The sequence below is a fragment of the Gordonia insulae genome (assembly GCF_003855095.1).
GTDB classification, from domain to species: Bacteria; Actinomycetota; Actinomycetes; order Mycobacteriales; family Mycobacteriaceae; genus Gordonia; species Gordonia insulae.
In genome coordinates this window covers 5,052,416-5,067,395 of sequence record NZ_CP033972.1, presented here as the reverse complement: position 1 = coordinate 5,067,395, position 14,980 = coordinate 5,052,416, and the positions used below count along the sequence as shown (strand labels likewise).

The window sequence follows — 14,980 nt, the reverse complement described above, 5'->3', positions numbered from 1 at the left end:
GCGACCTGCTACTCATCGAACCACTCGATCACGCGACCGCCAGGCGCCGACTCCGGCAGATGGGGCAGATTCGACAGCGCATTGATGATGCCCCCAGCCATGGCCTCAGCCGAATAGAACTCGCGCATGTAGTCGACGACCGCTGTGCGCGAATCATCGGTGATCGACACTGCACTATCAACGACCTCATCCATGGCTCGCGCCAATCCGTCGACGGTTCCGTCGTCGTAGGACTTCATCGCTCCCGTGGATGTCAGCTCGATCTCGGGTGCATGAGGCTCGTTCTGCGAATACAGCATCGGCACGCCGAAGCTCAGGCTCTGAGTGGCGCTGAGCCCGACATACCCCGGGGACACAGCGCACAGAGACCTCGAGTAGATCTGCCGGATGTCGCCTGTGTCCGTTATCGAGCCCCGCAGGAACACCGACTGCTTCACGACGTCCTCCAGAGCGTCAAACTGCTTGTGCAGTATGTCCACTCGATCACCGCCACCGACAATCTCGAGCGTGCAACCCCGACGCCACACGCCTGATGCGGCGAAGGCCGGAATGAGCTGATCGACCTTCTTCTCGACAACCAGCCGTCCGATGTAGACAAATGCTGTGCGATCCGCGGTCGGAACGAACGTCATGTCATCTGCTTTGTACAAGGCATTGGGTGCGGTCCAGACCGGCTGCGAAGGGATCTCTGCACGCGCGGCGGCCGCACCGTCGTAGTCATATGTGATGACCCCGTCGGCCAGGCGCCGCATCAGTCGGCGTAGGCCGGCGGTCGAGGCCCCCGCACCTGCACGCGGGTACAGATGGCCCCAGACAATCACTCTCGCGCGGCGCACGCGTCGTACGACGAGGATCAGCCATGCGCTGAGGCTCCGAGGATTCAGATCGACAATGCACTCGTCCGCCCAGACGGCATCGGTTGCCAGTCCTGTGGCAAGGAGCCGTCCACCTAGAATTTGGCGACGGGAAACTTCCGTGTAGCGGTCTCGGGGTATCCCAGTGCGCACCGTCTCGTCGAGCGCATACGAAGCGGCGAATATCTTCACTCCGCCGGCGAATTTGCTGTTCACCATCCTGACGCACTCGGTCCGGTACCACGGAACAACTGCCAGGTACATGACGATGGTCCGCGCGACCGACAACCGGGAGGGCGATATGCTCTCACGCACTGCACTCATACTCGGACCTCCGCCTCGTTCTGTCGGTACCAGTCGACTGTGTCGGCGATGCCTTCGACGATGGTCCTCGTGGACTGCCATCCACTGCGTTCGAGAACACCCACGTCGAGAACCTTTCGCGGAGTGCCGTCGGGCTTCTCTGGGTCCCATCGTATTTCACCTTCGAAACCGACCACATTCGCAACGATGTCCGCCAATTCGGATACCGTGTGATCGCGGCCCGTCCCGATGTTGACCTGCTGATCACCGTCGTAGTTCTCGAGTAGATGCAGGCACGCCGCAGCCATGTCATCGACGTGCATCAACTCGCGCCTCGGTGTTCCCGAACCCCAGTTGATCACGTACTCATCACCATTGTTCTTCGCAGTCTCGTAACGTCGGATCAGTGCCGGCAGCAGGTGGGATCCTTCGGCGGAGAAATTGTCTCCGGGCCCATAGAGATTGGTTGGCATTCCAGATATCCACGGCAGACCATACTGTCTCCGGACCGCCTGAATGTTGAGTATTCCGGCGATCTTCGCAATCGCATAGGCGTCATTCGTCGGCTCCAACGGCCCTGTGAGCAGAGAGTCTTCGCGAATCGGCTGCTCCGCGAACTTCGGGTAAATGCAGGATGATCCGAGGAATAGCAGCTTTGGGACGCGAACATTCAGAGCTGCATCAAGGACATTCGTCTGGATCTGGAGGTTCTCAGAGAGGAAGTCCGCCGGATACGTGCTGTTTGCGAGTATGCCGCCGACTTTGGCAGCCGCCAGGATGACTACGCCGGGACGAAGCGACTCGAAGAACTCGAACACGTTGCGGCGGTGAGTTAGATCGAGCTCAGCACGCGACTTCCCCACCAGATTGGCAAACCCCTCGCGTTCGAATCGCCGCCACAGCGCCGAGCCGACGAGCCCGCGATGACCCGCGATGTAGATCGTTGCATCACGGTCGAGTTCTGTTGGCATCGTCTCAGCCCTCTCATTCATCCTCAGACCCAATTCGGAAGCGCCGGCTGATCGATCCACGCCTTGCCCTCGCACTCGAGGGCGGCGATGTCGGCGTCGACCATGATCCTGGCGAGGTCGTCGGCCATCACCGATGGGCGCCAACCGAGTTGCCGCTCCGCCTTTCCCGGGTCGCCGATCAGCGCGTCAACCTCAGTCGGGCGTAGGTAGCGAGGGTCGAAACGCACGTGGTCCTGCCAGTCGAGACCGGCGTGCTCGAATGCGGTGACCAGGAAGTCCCGGACCGTGAAACTACCTCCTGTCGCCAACACATAGTCGCCAGGCTCATCTACTTGGAGCATCCGCCACATACCCTCGACATACTCGGGGGCATAGCCCCAGTCGCGGATGGCGTCCAAGTTCCCCATGTATACGAACTGCTCGATGCCCGCCTTGATCCGCGCCGCCGCACGCGTGATCTTGCGGGTCACGAAAGTCTCACCGCGACGGGGTGATTCGTGATTGAACAAGATTCCATTCACCGCGAACATGCCGTAAGCCTCGCGGTAGTTTCGCGTCACCCAGTATGAATAGACCTTGGCCGCACCGTAGGGAGACCGTGGGTAGAACAGGGTGTCCTCATCTTGCGGGGGTGGCGAGGCACCGAACATCTCGGAACTGGACGCTTGGTAGAACCGGCACTTGACGCCTGCCAGCCGCACCGCCTCCAGCAGACGAATGGAGCCGATCCCCGTTGTGTCCCCGGTGTGTTCGGGCTCATCGAAGCTCACGCGCACGTGGGACTGGGCAGCAAGGTTGTATACCTCGTCTGGATCGATCGAAGACACCAGGGTCACCAGCCGGGCCCCATCACTCAAGTCCCCATAGTGAAGAAAGAGACGTGCTCCGGGCTCGTGTGGATCGACGTAAAGGTGATCGATCCGCGAGGTGTTGAAGGTCGAGGAGCGGCGAATCAGGCCATGAACCTCGTAGCCTTTCGACAACAAGAGTTCAGCGAGATAGGACCCGTCTTGTCCGGTGATTCCTGTGATCAGCGCCTTCTTCATACTTCTCCTTGTAAAAGTCTCATATCGATCGCATGCCTGATCTGGCCTCAGACGCGGTACTGCCATCCGGCGGCAGCCCATTGCGTCGAGTCGAGGCACATCCGGCCGTCGATGACATTCCGCTCGCGCACCTGTGCACCGAGTTCAACTGGATTGAGGGCCATGAACTCACTCCACTCGGTGAGGACGAGCACCGCGTCGGCCTTTTCGCAGGCCTCGACGGCTGTCACGGCATAGTCCAGAGTCGGAAACAGCTTTCGCGAGTTGTCCATTGCCTTCGGGTCGTACACCGTGACCGACGCGCCCTGCAGTTGAATCTGTCCGGCAACGTTCAAGGCAGGCGAATCACGGACGTCGTCGGACTCAGGCTTGAATGCCGAGCCCAGTATCGCGATCCGCTTTCCGAGAAGAGAACCCCCACAGACCTCGCGGGTCAGTTCCACCATCCGAGTCCGGCGACGCATGTTCACGTTGTCGACTTCTCGCAGGAAACTGAGCGCCTCGGCGGCACCCAACTCCCCGGCCCTCGCCATGAACGCGCGAATATCCTTGGGAAGGCAGCCACCTCCGAACCCGAGTCCGGCGTTGAGGAACTTTCGCCCGATACGCGCATCGAAACCGATCGCGTCCGCAATCGCCTTCACGTCTGCGCCCGCAGCGTCACAGACCTCCGCAATTGCATTGATGAACGAGATCTTCGTCGCAAGGAACGCGTTTGCCGAGGTCTTCACCAGTTCAGCAGTCGGCGGATCTGTGACGATCATAGGCGTGCCGCCATCGAGAATGAGTTGATAGATCTCGCGGCAGATGGCCTCCGCCTGGCCACCGCCGAAGAGACCCAGCACCAGCCGGTCCGGATGTAGCGTGTCGTTGACCGCGTAACCCTCCCGTAAGAACTCCGGGTTCCAAGCGATTTCGACATCAATGTCCTTTGCGAGCTCGTCGGCGCGTTCGGACAATCGCTGAGCGGTCCCGACCGGAACCGTGGACTTTCCCAGTATGATCGCGTCGCGGGTGAGGAGGGGCACCAACTCGTCGATCGCGGCGTCCACGTACTGGAGGTCTGCGCTGTACTCCCCCTTCTTCTGAGGGGTACCGACCGCGATGAAGAACACATCTGCGAACTCCGCTGCCTCGGAGTACGACCCTGAGACGACGAGGCGTCCCGAGTCGATGTGACGCTTCAACAGTTCAGGCAAACCGGGTTCGTAGAACGGCACGTCACCCGCCGCGAGTTGTGCACGCTTCTCCGGAACCACCTCGATGCCGAGAACCTCGTGGCCAAGCTCCGCCATGCATGCGGCGTGCGTTGCACCCAGGTATCCGAGACCAAGAACCACGATTCGCATCAGTACGCCCCATCTTTCGCCACGACAGCTCTCACTGTCTTCCAGAGGATCAACGCGTCCTGCATGATCGACCAGTTCTCGACGTACGAAAGATCAAGTCGCACAGACTCTTCCCACGAGAGATCGGATCGCCCGGACACCTGCCAGAGGCCCGTCATACCCGGTTTGACCAACATCCGGCGGGCGACTCGACCGTCATATCGCTCCACCTCGTCGGGCAGCGGAGGTCGCGGGCCCACCAAACTCATCGTGCCGCCGAGAACGTTGAACAACTGCGGCAGCTCATCGATGCTGTACCGACGGATAACGGCGCCCACCCTGGTGACCCTCGGGTCATCCCGCATCTTGAAGAGCACACCGGAGCCCTCGTTCAGGGTCCGCAACTTGTCCTTCAGCGAATCCGCATCCTGAACCATCGAGCGGAACTTCCACATCTCGAAAGGTGCGTTGTTGATACCGACGCGAGTCGACCGATAGAAGACCGGGCCTCGCGAGTCCACCTTGATCGCAATGGCCACAGCCACCAGAACCGGGGCAATCAGCAGCAGTATCAGCATCGATCCGATCCGGTCGACGATTGCCTTTCGAAACCTGTTGGCGCCTTCGTATCGGGGCTTGTCGATGTGAAGGAGCGGCAGACCCGCCACAGGTCGGAGCATCATCCGCGGGCCTGCAACGTCGGTGACACCGGGTGAAACCAGCATGTCGACGTCCAATCCCTCGAGATCCCAGGAGAGACTTTGCATGGCGTCGTGCCCCAGCGCTTCCGCGGATGTCACAGCCACTGTTGTGGCACCACACTCCGTGACGGACCGGCACACATCTCCAAAGGTGCCGAACGCCGGGACGTCTCTGCCGAGAACCGCGACCGTTTCGCGCGGACCCGCGTACGCCGGCAGACATATGCCCACCACGTGGTAGCCGAGATCTGGCTGTCTCATGAGTCGTTCCATCAACGGCACAGCGGATCTGGGTTCACCCACGACGAGTACGTGCTCGAGGTTCTTCGCCATGGCACGTTGACGTCCGAGCCGCCTACGCCATGCTCGTCGCGAGACCAGGAGCCCGATTGTTCCGATCGGTAAGGCCAGGGCGAGAAACCCCCGCGCAATATTCAATCTGAACAGAAGATCGAGCATCGCCAGCACACCGAACACCGAGAGACATGCGGTGACGACACGGCTGTACTCCTGGGAGCCAGAGCCGACGACTCGCCGATCCAGAGTGTGAAATGCCCTGAGCGTCAATACCCATGCGATGCCGAGCAACAGCGAGACCAGCGCTGCCGGAGCCTGAATGGCCCCGTTCGGAGTAGTTGCACTATCGGTACCGAACCTGACCACCTGCGCAATCGTGATCGCGATCGCCACGACAAACGCGTCGGACCAGGCCAGGCGTACGAGATAGCCGTGCACCCAGCTGCGCGAACGCGTGTGAGCTCGGTGCGCATACCGTAACCGCGGGGCAGCACGACCAACTCCGTCCCGACGTGATTCGTCTATCGCCCGACTGTTCACCACCGCTCGACCTCCCGACAGAATAGGACCTACAGGTACCGATCAAAGACCAGCGCTGCACCCGGTCAGAAATGGGCGCAAGGTATCCCGCTCACCATTCTTTGGCTTTGGCAAAGTTTCTCGGCCTGAGCAGATGCTGAGAGCCTAAGTCAGCTTACGCACTTTGACAACTTGAACCGCTCGAAACATTGGACCTGGAATTCCAAACAAACGTTGAGGTCACAACTGCCGTTGGACGAATTCGAATCCCATTCGCATGATCAGCGCATCCCGACGACTTCGCCTGCACCCCAGCGAGATCGCGGAATCATCGCCCGTTCCGGGGTCCTTACGAAGTGTGTTGCCCGGCAATAACCCTGTGGCCGCAATCACCACTGGACGAATCCTTTTCCCAGGTCACCGCTACGAATTTGATTTTGCTAGAGGCATATTAGGGACTGCTGATCATCATCCCTTCGCGGTCCGACGGTTCTAGCTCACCGAGCCGAGGAAGGACACACCTCAGCCCCCGGGAAGGGTACATGGATCACGCCTTTGGTTGCACCAGGGTTGCATTGGGTTAACAACCGACTACAGAAATTAATGGCATGTTTCACATTCTCAACTCTTGTGGCAATTCCCAACGTTTGTTGGATTTTCGGATGCTCGACAACTCGAATACCTATTCCCTGCCACCATCGGTTCAGTGGCATTCTGAGTTGGCGTATTCTCGCAAGTAGGGAATGATAGCGGCATGATCACCACCCCGGCGTATCGCACCACAACGAGTGATCGACGCCGGTATAGAGACAGGGGTGGTTCGCCCGAAACCTGGATAACGGTCGCCTGGACCGTGATTTCGTTCTCCCTACCCATGTACAGGCAACTCCCCGATGCTGCGAGGGCGCTGTGGTTCGCGGGCGTCTTCCTTCTCCTTGTCGGATCAGCAATCACCCTCAGGGTTGCCAGGCCCCTCTTCCCTGGGGTGTGGCTCTTCGCCGGTTTGGCAACAGCTTTCGCGGTGGTCACTGCCACGGATGTGGCCACGGTCCGCGACAACACATTTGTCGGAGCTCAGCTTTTCGCCATACTCGGACTCGGAGTGTTCGTGCTGACCGCCAATGTGGAACGCTCACCCAGGTTCGTCGAGGCACTCGGTTTCGCCTATCTGGCCGGCCAGACGATCTCTTCCCTGGCGGGTATCGCTCAGGCTGCTGGGCGTGATGTCCTCGGAATCGAAACAGTTCAGGGTCGGGCGTCTGGACTGTCGTCACACCCAAACGTTCTGGGCTTGATGTCATCGATTGCCATACTGCTCTGCTTGACGATGTTGTTGAGCGACGCTCCCCGACTTCGAACGCCACCCTGCAGGGTGGTGCTCGTCGTCGCGACCCTGGTGAACGTCGGCGGACTCCTGTCCACCGGAAGTCTCAGCTCGATGATGTCGGCGGCCATCGGGGTACTTGTGACAGCTGCAGTCCTACGCGAACGGATAAAGCACTTCGCACTTGGCGTCGTCGCAATCGCAGCGGCCTTGTGGGCTACGGCGAAGTTCACCAGCCTGTTCGACACCTTCCGGTCCCCTGCCGACCGGTACCTCCAAGTGACTGGGCAGACACAAGCGGATAGCACCTGGGAGATCCGAAAACTGACCTACGCCTATGCGTGGGAATCCATAAAGGAGGCACCTCTTTTCGGCAGAGGACTGGCCGCAGAGTACGGCGGCACCTTTGACGGTGTCACCCTCACGCACAATGTCTTCTTGAGAGCATGGTTCCAGGGTGGCATCCTGCTGGCGGCAGCGATTGCCGCGATCATCGTCGCAATCCTGGTGGTTGCCATTCGATCGGTCATCCGGAAGGAGCATGGCGGACCGGCGGGAGTTCTGGTGACGATGGCTGCCTTCGCGCTGACCTCCGCATTCTTCGAGCAGCCCGACTATTGGCTGCCCGCCATTGTGGCGTGGGCCGCGATCTCCGCGAATCGCAGTCAGACGGGATTCCCTGATCAAAGCCGAGCTCCTTCCTCTGGTGCAGTCGGCGGAGTTGGCCCTCGGGAGAAGACCTCCAGCTGATCGACTCACATTCGGAAGCAACCCTTCTGGAACAAAATGGATCTTCTCGCGCAAGGTGATGGTTTATGCTTCGCTCAATCGATCAGAATTTGGCGCTAGCCCTCATGACCGCACTCTTCATCTGTGGCGCATGGTGCCTGGCGATTCCCGGCAGGTGGTCAGCTGCTGCGCTAATCATCATTTCCGGAGCATGGATCGTTTTCAGCGGGCCGCTCGAGGGCCAGATCTTGGTCGAACTCAATGCGCAGCATGGGATCACTCAATCGGACCTACTCTCGATCGTTGGATTCGTCATCGCAGGCTGGGCCCTGTGGCGAACCGAGACATCCGCCAGACGACGCTCCGCTCGACGTCGACATGAGCATCAGCGTCGGTCGTGATCCGTCAGTGACCGGTGGTCGGGGCGTTCACACCCACGTTCGTAAACTCCTTGGCCACCAGTTGGGGGAACATGCATGACCTGCGAGGGATCAGGTTCCCTGCGACGGGTTTCATTGATGCACACCGCACGTATGCGATTGCGTCTACGGTGTGGCCATGCCGACGCACGGGATCGTCCAGATCTGGCACCAGGAATTGGGCTGGGGTGTCATCGAATCCGATGCCACCCCGGGCGATTCCTATGTGACGGCGACGTCGTTGCGGGTAGAGGCCGTCGCCGATGTGGCCGCCTCCCCACTGCTCGGCCTCCGACCGGGCACCGAGGTCGAGTTCGAGTGGTCTGCTGCCGACTCCCCGATCAACGGGTGTGACCACGTGGCGCACCTCGTCTGGCCGGCAGGCGCCAACCCGCCAGAGCGGCCGCGCGGCCCGTCCTCGGCCAGTGTGTGGAACAGCGTCGGCGACCCTGGCCCGGACGGGCTGACCACGATGCGCGAGGTCGTCGTCGACGAAGCCGACGTGTCGCCGACGGAGGCACCAGTTCTCCCGACCACCGTTGGCACAGTATGCATCTGGCACGACGAGGAGGGTTGGGGTGTGCTCGATTCCGACGCCACACCGGGCGGTGCATGGGCGCACTTCTCGGAGGTTGCGGGCACTGGATTCCGGTCCCTCACGCCCGGGCAGGTCGTCGAGTTCGACTACGAAGACCACGGCCAGGATGGCTACGACTTCCGGGCGAACAACATTCGCGGGCAGTGAGCAGACGCGGACGCCTCATGCGCTCTCTGCAGAGGCGACTCGCCAACACCGACGGTGTTCGGATCACTTGCGTACTGGGGTCAACGGCGTAGCGGCGGACACGCTCCAATCCGTCGGGTGCCTCAGCTGACGGGTCCAAGTCGCCCGCACGTTTCCGTAACCACTGAATGGCGACAACAGATTACGTGGAGGTGGCTGTGAGTCCCTAGGCCTGGATGTCGAGTTCGCGCAGGATCTGTTCGACTCGATCGTTCACGCTGGTGGGCGGCAGGACGGTGATCCGGTAGCCGAGTTCGTCGTAGCCGTGGGTGAGACGCTCGTATTCCGCGGTGGCTTCTGCGAGCGAGTGTCTGCGAGCGTCGTCCGTGGACCAGATCGCCTCCCACGGCGGTGTGAAGAACACGCGGTGGTGGTAGCTGCGCAAGGCGTCGTGGCCGATCGTTGTCGCGTACGTACCGGTGTAATGACGGATTGCGATCGCGGCGTCTACCAGGCCGCGATCGAAGAAGGTCGTCACAGCACCCGGCATCTGCGATGCGGCGGCAATGTCAGCGGCGGCAAGGTAGGCGCACTTGATGGCGAAAGCCGGTGCGTCGGCCCAAGGTAACGCATCGCCACCGGTAGCGAGCTCGTGTTCGACAACCCGCCGGCCGGGCTCCTCAACAGTGCGATGACCACGGCGCGCGAGTTCACGTAATAGCGTCGATTTACCGCCACCGGAACAGCCCGATATCACGACTAGACCACTCATTTCACTAATGCACTCGCCTCTCGATTAAGTTGCGGCTGTACGGATTGTGGGCTGGACCCAGAGTAGGAGACACCAGGATCTGGTCCTGAGGCAGGACTGTCACCGATCTCCTGAGAGACGACCCTTGCCAACTCCGCAAATCCGGCATACTATCGAATACACGTTCGAACACGGCAGCCGGGGGGTGCACGACGTGACGGCCGACATTCAGGTCTCCGAGGTGGAGTCTCTGTACCAACAGCTCAACGACCTGCTCGATCAGATCCAACAGGTCGACAGCGCGCCCGCGTCGGATCTTGCCGTTCTGGCCGTTGCCGAAGAACACGAGCGCGCCTACCGGCGGATGAGCGGAATCGGGCACCAGCGGGTCGTCGAGGTGTCCGATCGAGGGATGGTCGGCGGACTGGGATATCGCAGCGTCCGGGACTTTATGGCGCACCGCCTGCGTGTGCCGGACGCCAACCGACGTGTGCACCACATGCGGATGATCTCGTCGCTGCGCGCGTTCTCCGGCGAGGTCTTGGAGCCTCACTATCCGAATCTGGCCGCAGCTGTGGCACAAGGTGATTGCGCGCCGGCTCACGTGGACGCGGTTCTCGAGATCCTCAGCAAGATCCCGGTGGCCGTGCCCCTCGACGTCCGCGAATCGGCAGAGGAGTTCATGGCCGACTTCGCACGTCAACTGACCCCGAAGCAGATCACACAGGTCGGGACTCACCTGCTGGCACGCATCGATCCCGACGGTTCGTTGACCGAGGACGTCGACCGCAAGCGACGTCGCAGCCTGAACAAGGGCCCAGAGGACGCCCAATCCATGAGCACTCTGACCGGCACGCTCGACCCCACCACCCGAGCCATGCTCGAGGTGGTGTTCGCCGCGTGGGCCGCCCCGGGCATGAACAACCCCGACGACGAGGAGTCGCCGAAGGGGACCACCGCCGACGCCGACATCGAGAAGCTGAAAGAGGCTGCGGGAAGGGATAACCGGTCGCAGAATCAGCGCAACCACGACGCGTTCAAGGCGGTGCTCAAAGCTGTGCTCGACGGCGGGCTGCTCGGCAAGAGTCACCGTGGCCTGCCGCCCCACCTGATCGTCAAGGTCAGTGAGTCCGACCTCTATGCCCGTGCCGGACTCGGTACCACCGCAACCGGTTCACACTTGCCGATGAAGGACGTGATCGAACTCGCCGCCGAAGCCCACTGGCACCTTGCAGTGTTCAAGGATCACTCTGCAGCGGCGCTCTACCTCGGCACCGCGAAACGCCTCGCCAACCAAGCGCAGCGGCTCATGCTTTTCGCGCAGCCGGGTGGCGGCGGATGCTCGGCACCCGGATGCACCCAACCGAGCACGCACGTGGAAATCCATCATGCCGAAAAGGATTGGGCCAAGGGAGGTCGCACCAACATCGACGAGACCGCGCCGGCCTGCCCACTACACAACAGGATGGTGGGCCCCGAACCGGGCAAGTGGAGCACGCGCATCATCCGCGAAGGGCCGGACGCCGGTCGAGCGGGTTGGTCGATCAACCCGGCCAGCGGGCCACCACCTGCCCCGCGGGTCAACCGCGCACACGAGGTCGGGGAATTGTGGGAGCAGTACCTGCGCAGGGGGTCGATCAGCGAGAGCCCACAACCTGCTTCACCGACGACCAGCTCGGGTGCACGAGTGATCTCACGCGAGCGACCCGAGGTGCGGGTCCGCCGTCGTCGACCCAAGAAGGGCCGGAAGGTCGGGAGGCGACCGCTGCAACGGATCGGTGGGCCGGTTCGGTAGCGCCTCGTCGGAGGAGAGTGTCCAGCACGCGTCCAGGCCACTGCACGCTGTCACACCCAAGCGGACTACAGTTCTATTTAGCTTTGCTAACGGAGTGACGAAGGGATTACTCGATGTCTGGTGAGAACTCGACGCGCACGAAAGCGCTCGACGTGGGCCTGCTGACCTTGCGCACAGCGGTCGGAGCGACGTTGTTCGCCCACGGGGCACAGAAGCTCGCGGGCTGGTTCAACGGACCCGGCATCGACGGCACGGCTGCCGGCATGGAGAAGATGGGCTTTCGCCCGGCCAAGCTGTCCGCGGTCGCCGCCGGCGTGAGCGAAGCAGCAGGTGGGCTGGTCGCATTGGGTGCGGGCACACGCGTCGCGTCGGCCGCAGGTGCCGCGGCCATGCTCGCCGCCGCCGATGTCCACCGACCCAACGGCTTCTTCTCGCAGAACGGCGGGCTGGAGTTCCCGGCGGTCCTGGGCGTGGCGTCGGCGGCGCTCGCGCTGACCGGTCCCGGCCGCTATTCGGTCGACGGACTCATCGGGCATCGTCTCGAGCAGGAGCGGGTCGGCGTGCTCGCCCTGGCCACGGCGACCGTCGGCGCAGCGGGCGTGCTGTACCGGCGGAAGAACGCGACGGCAGGGTCGTAACCGACTAGTCGCGGTCTGTTCGTGGTGCACCTACGCGCATCCACAATTCGCGGATGCCCACTCCCGCCAGCACGATCGTCAGGCATGAGTGGGTGAGGTCGGCGCCGACAGCAACGTCTCGATGATCCGGCAGGCGGCCGTGGTCCCGTCTTCCGACGCCAACTTCTCTGCGATGGAGGCCGCTGAGCGCCGATACCGGTCGTCGCCGATCACCGACGAGATCGACTCGGTGAGAACAGGAACGGTGACGCCTGTACGAGGCACCGGTATCGGAGCGCAGCCGAGACGATGCAGACGTTGCGCCCAGAACGGCTGGTCCATGATGCCGGGCAGGGCGACCGTAGGAAGCCCCGCGCGCAGCGTCGCCGCGGTGGTTCCGGCACCGCAGTGGTGGACCGCCGCCGCCATCTGCGGAAGCAGCCATGAATGCTCGACATCGCCGATGGTGAACAGGTTTTCGTCGTCGCCACCGTCGAGGTGCGCCCATCCGCTGTGAATGACTCCCCGCTGTCCGCTCGAGTGCAAAGCGTCGCGCACGATCTCGCTGACCCGTTCGCCGTCGCTGATCGCGGTGCTGCCGAGACCGATATAGACGGGAGGCGGGCCGTCGGCCAGGAAGTCCTCGAGGCCGGCCGGCACCTCGGGTGCGTGCTGCTCGGCAGACCACCAGTAGCCGGTCACGTGGACGTGCTCGGGCCAGTCGCCGGGTGCGGGCACCACGTGAGTGCTGAACCCGCACAATTGAGTCCATTCACGCTCTAGGCGACGTCGGCGACTCCGGAGCGACTGTGGAGGCAGCCCGAGAGTGGTGCGGAGGTCATCGATCAGCGGAGCGAACAACTTCTCGCCGGCACCGGCCAGTCGCCAGGCGGTGCGATTGCCGATACGGCCGTAGGAGCGGGTACCGAGTGCGGGTGGGGCGAAGTCGCCGGTGACATAGGAGGGTTGGAGCACCAACGCGGCGCTCGGACGCCCGAGCGCTTCGGCCACGTGCGACCCGAGGAGGGAGCCGACGGGTCCGCCGCAGAGCACCAGGTCGGCGTCATCGGCCGCGCGGGCCATGGCCTCGCCGACACCCACCAGGTCCTCGCGCATGCCCACGATTGCCTCCTTCGACGGTTTGAGTCGGCGTCCGTCGACCATCGCCTGCCCATACTCGGATGAGTGGGTGTCGGCTTCGGTGTCGCGCGGAAGGAGCCGGAAGTCGAATCCGGCGTCGGTGATCATCTGCTCGTAGGGTTGCTGGGCGGCGATCGCGACTGTCGCGCCGAGATGGTGGCGAAGGCCCGCCGCGAGGCCGGTCATCGGGGCCACGTCGCCGCGTGTTCCGAACGCCAGGATGGTGATTCGTGGACTCATCGTGTTGCTCCGATCGCTGAGATGACGAGATCTGCCAAGGTCGAGGTGTGCTCAAGGACGTCGTAGGTATCGTCCCGTGCCAGCTCGGCGACGGCACCGTCGAGTGATGCGCGCACGATGTTCTTCAGCATCAACGGTTCCGCGGTCGTGACGAACTCGCCGTCGCGGATTCCGTCAACGAAGATAGTGAGCGGGTCGAGCAGTGCGAGCTCCGGCGGCACACCGGACTCGTCGACGGATGCCTGAACCACTTGATCGAACCGGCGGCCCGCGCTGTCGCGGTACCCCACGGAGATCTCGTAGAGGGCGATCGCGCCGCGACGGTGCGTGTCGAGGAACTCGCCGTTGGACGCGATGTAGGCCCGCAGGCGGTCGGTCGCCGTCGTCGCGGCCATGATCCGCGGGATCATCACGCCTGCCGACGCCCCGAACACGGCTTCCACGATCGCGGCGACCAGTTCGTCCTTGCCACGAAAGTGGTACAGCACAGCACTCTTCGCGATCTCGGCTCGCTCGGCGATCTTCGCCAGCGACGCCTGGGGATAGCCCACCTCGGCGATCAGCTCGATGGCACACGCGACGATCTGGCGTCGTCGCGCCTCATCTGCGAAGGTTCTCCCGCTGCCCTCTTCTGACCGCATGGTCTAACTCTAGACCGATCGGTCAGGGCGTGCAACGACGTTTTTTCCCGCCGGACGCAGACGCCGTCCTTACCATGGGATTCGTGAGCGACCAGGTGACCCCCGACAAGCCACGGCCGGTGCGGCTGAGATGGTGGTTTCTCGGCTGGGTGGTCCTTGTTCTGCTCATCGCAAGCGGATTCGTCATTCCGCAGCTGATTCACCGTGATCCGTGCGAACGCGTGATTCCCTATGCGACTGCGATGGGATTGCGCCTGTCGGACGACGAAGCGGTCGTCTCCTGCACGAGCTATCCGAGCTTTCCCGATTCCTCGGCAAAAGTCGTGGTGCGCACGGCCTCGCCGGCGACACGCGCTGCTCTGCTCGAACGCTCCGAGGTCAGCGAGGACCTCGAGCGGAACCTGGTCAGTCTCAACGACGGCCCGTTTCGCGAAGAGGTCCGCCGGCCGAATCTCGAACGGAGTGAACAGGTGTACGTCGCGAACAGAAGCGGCGGCGACGTCCTGACCATCACGTATGAGGAGCGAAAAGAGGCGGGCCTGCTGCTCACCGTGTGGGCGATGGAGACGTGACCTCTCAAT

General features: G+C 62.4%; 13 protein-coding genes. 5 read left to right on the top strand and 8 right to left on the bottom strand.

The features are described from left to right. Positions 1 to 8 precede the first annotated feature (8 nt). The 5 genes from D7316_RS23175 to D7316_RS23155 are packed head-to-tail and all read right to left on the bottom strand — an operon-like array spanning position 9 to position 6,040. Positions 9 to 1,178, bottom strand: coding sequence for a glycosyltransferase (locus D7316_RS23175; RefSeq protein ID WP_164473843.1), 1,170 nt, complete (start codon positions 1,176 to 1,178; stop codon positions 9 to 11). Next, positions 1,175 to 2,149 carry a GDP-L-fucose synthase family protein gene (locus tag D7316_RS23170; protein ID WP_124710356.1) on the bottom strand — a complete coding sequence of 325 codons (975 nt, stop codon included), beginning with the start codon at positions 2,147 to 2,149 and terminating at the stop codon, positions 1,175 to 1,177. The genes D7316_RS23175 and D7316_RS23170 overlap by 4 nt, the downstream gene beginning before the upstream one ends. 2 nt (positions 2,150 to 2,151) lie before the next feature. Continuing rightward, complete coding sequence (gene gmd / locus D7316_RS23165; protein ID WP_124710355.1) at positions 2,152 to 3,174, bottom strand: GDP-mannose 4,6-dehydratase; 1,023 nt, start codon at positions 3,172 to 3,174, stop codon at positions 2,152 to 2,154. A gap of 47 nt (positions 3,175 to 3,221) precedes the next feature. Then, a complete protein-coding gene (locus tag D7316_RS23160) occupies positions 3,222 to 4,523 on the bottom strand; it encodes a UDP-glucose dehydrogenase family protein (protein ID WP_124710354.1) in 1,302 nt (433 codons plus the stop codon). Then, positions 4,523 to 6,040 carry a sugar transferase gene (locus D7316_RS23155; protein ID WP_408610079.1) on the bottom strand — a complete coding sequence of 506 codons (1,518 nt, stop codon included), beginning with the start codon at positions 6,038 to 6,040 and terminating at the stop codon, positions 4,523 to 4,525. The genes D7316_RS23160 and D7316_RS23155 overlap by 1 nt, the downstream gene beginning before the upstream one ends. Before the next feature lie 733 nt (positions 6,041 to 6,773). On the opposite strand from D7316_RS23155, the gene D7316_RS23150 reads away from it, so the two are divergent. Both D7316_RS23150 and D7316_RS23140 read left to right on the top strand, forming a co-directional pair. Beyond that, positions 6,774 to 8,093 carry an O-antigen ligase family protein gene (locus D7316_RS23150; protein WP_124710352.1) on the top strand — a complete coding sequence of 440 codons (1,320 nt, stop codon included), beginning with the start codon at positions 6,774 to 6,776 and terminating at the stop codon, positions 8,091 to 8,093. A 537-nt stretch (positions 8,094 to 8,630) separates the two neighbouring features. Continuing rightward, positions 8,631 to 9,236: a cold-shock protein gene (locus D7316_RS23140; RefSeq protein WP_124710351.1), complete on the top strand. Its 606-nt coding sequence runs from the start codon at positions 8,631 to 8,633 to the stop codon at positions 9,234 to 9,236. 205 nt (positions 9,237 to 9,441) lie between these two features. Here D7316_RS23140 and D7316_RS23135 read toward each other — a convergent pair whose 3' ends face one another. Beyond that, positions 9,442 to 9,972: an AAA family ATPase gene (locus tag D7316_RS23135; protein WP_232017040.1), complete on the bottom strand. Its 531-nt coding sequence runs from the start codon at positions 9,970 to 9,972 to the stop codon at positions 9,442 to 9,444. 208 nt (positions 9,973 to 10,180) lie between these two features. Here D7316_RS23135 and D7316_RS23130 point away from each other — a divergent pair, with 208 nt between their 5' ends. Beyond that, positions 10,181 to 11,761 carry an HNH endonuclease signature motif containing protein gene (locus D7316_RS23130; protein ID WP_124710349.1) on the top strand — a complete coding sequence of 527 codons (1,581 nt, stop codon included), beginning with the start codon at positions 10,181 to 10,183 and terminating at the stop codon, positions 11,759 to 11,761. 113 nt (positions 11,762 to 11,874) lie between these two features. Continuing rightward, positions 11,875 to 12,399, top strand: a complete 525-nt coding sequence (locus tag D7316_RS23125) for a DoxX family protein (protein WP_124710348.1) — start codon at positions 11,875 to 11,877, stop codon at positions 12,397 to 12,399. A gap of 78 nt (positions 12,400 to 12,477) precedes the next feature. On the opposite strand, the gene D7316_RS23120 is transcribed toward D7316_RS23125, so the two are convergent. Then, the gene (locus tag D7316_RS23120) at positions 12,478 to 13,758 is read right to left on the bottom strand and encodes a glycosyltransferase (protein ID WP_124710347.1); all 1,281 of its coding nucleotides are present in this window, start codon (positions 13,756 to 13,758) and stop codon (positions 12,478 to 12,480) included. After that, positions 13,755 to 14,399: a TetR/AcrR family transcriptional regulator gene (locus D7316_RS23115; RefSeq protein WP_124710346.1), complete on the bottom strand. Its 645-nt coding sequence runs from the start codon at positions 14,397 to 14,399 to the stop codon at positions 13,755 to 13,757. The genes D7316_RS23120 and D7316_RS23115 overlap by 4 nt, the downstream gene beginning before the upstream one ends. Before the next feature lie 95 nt (positions 14,400 to 14,494). Between D7316_RS23115 and D7316_RS23110 the strand changes: the two genes are divergently transcribed. Beyond that, positions 14,495 to 14,971, top strand: coding sequence for a hypothetical protein (locus D7316_RS23110; RefSeq protein WP_232017039.1), 477 nt, complete (start codon positions 14,495 to 14,497; stop codon positions 14,969 to 14,971). Positions 14,972 to 14,980: the final 9 nt, after the last annotated feature.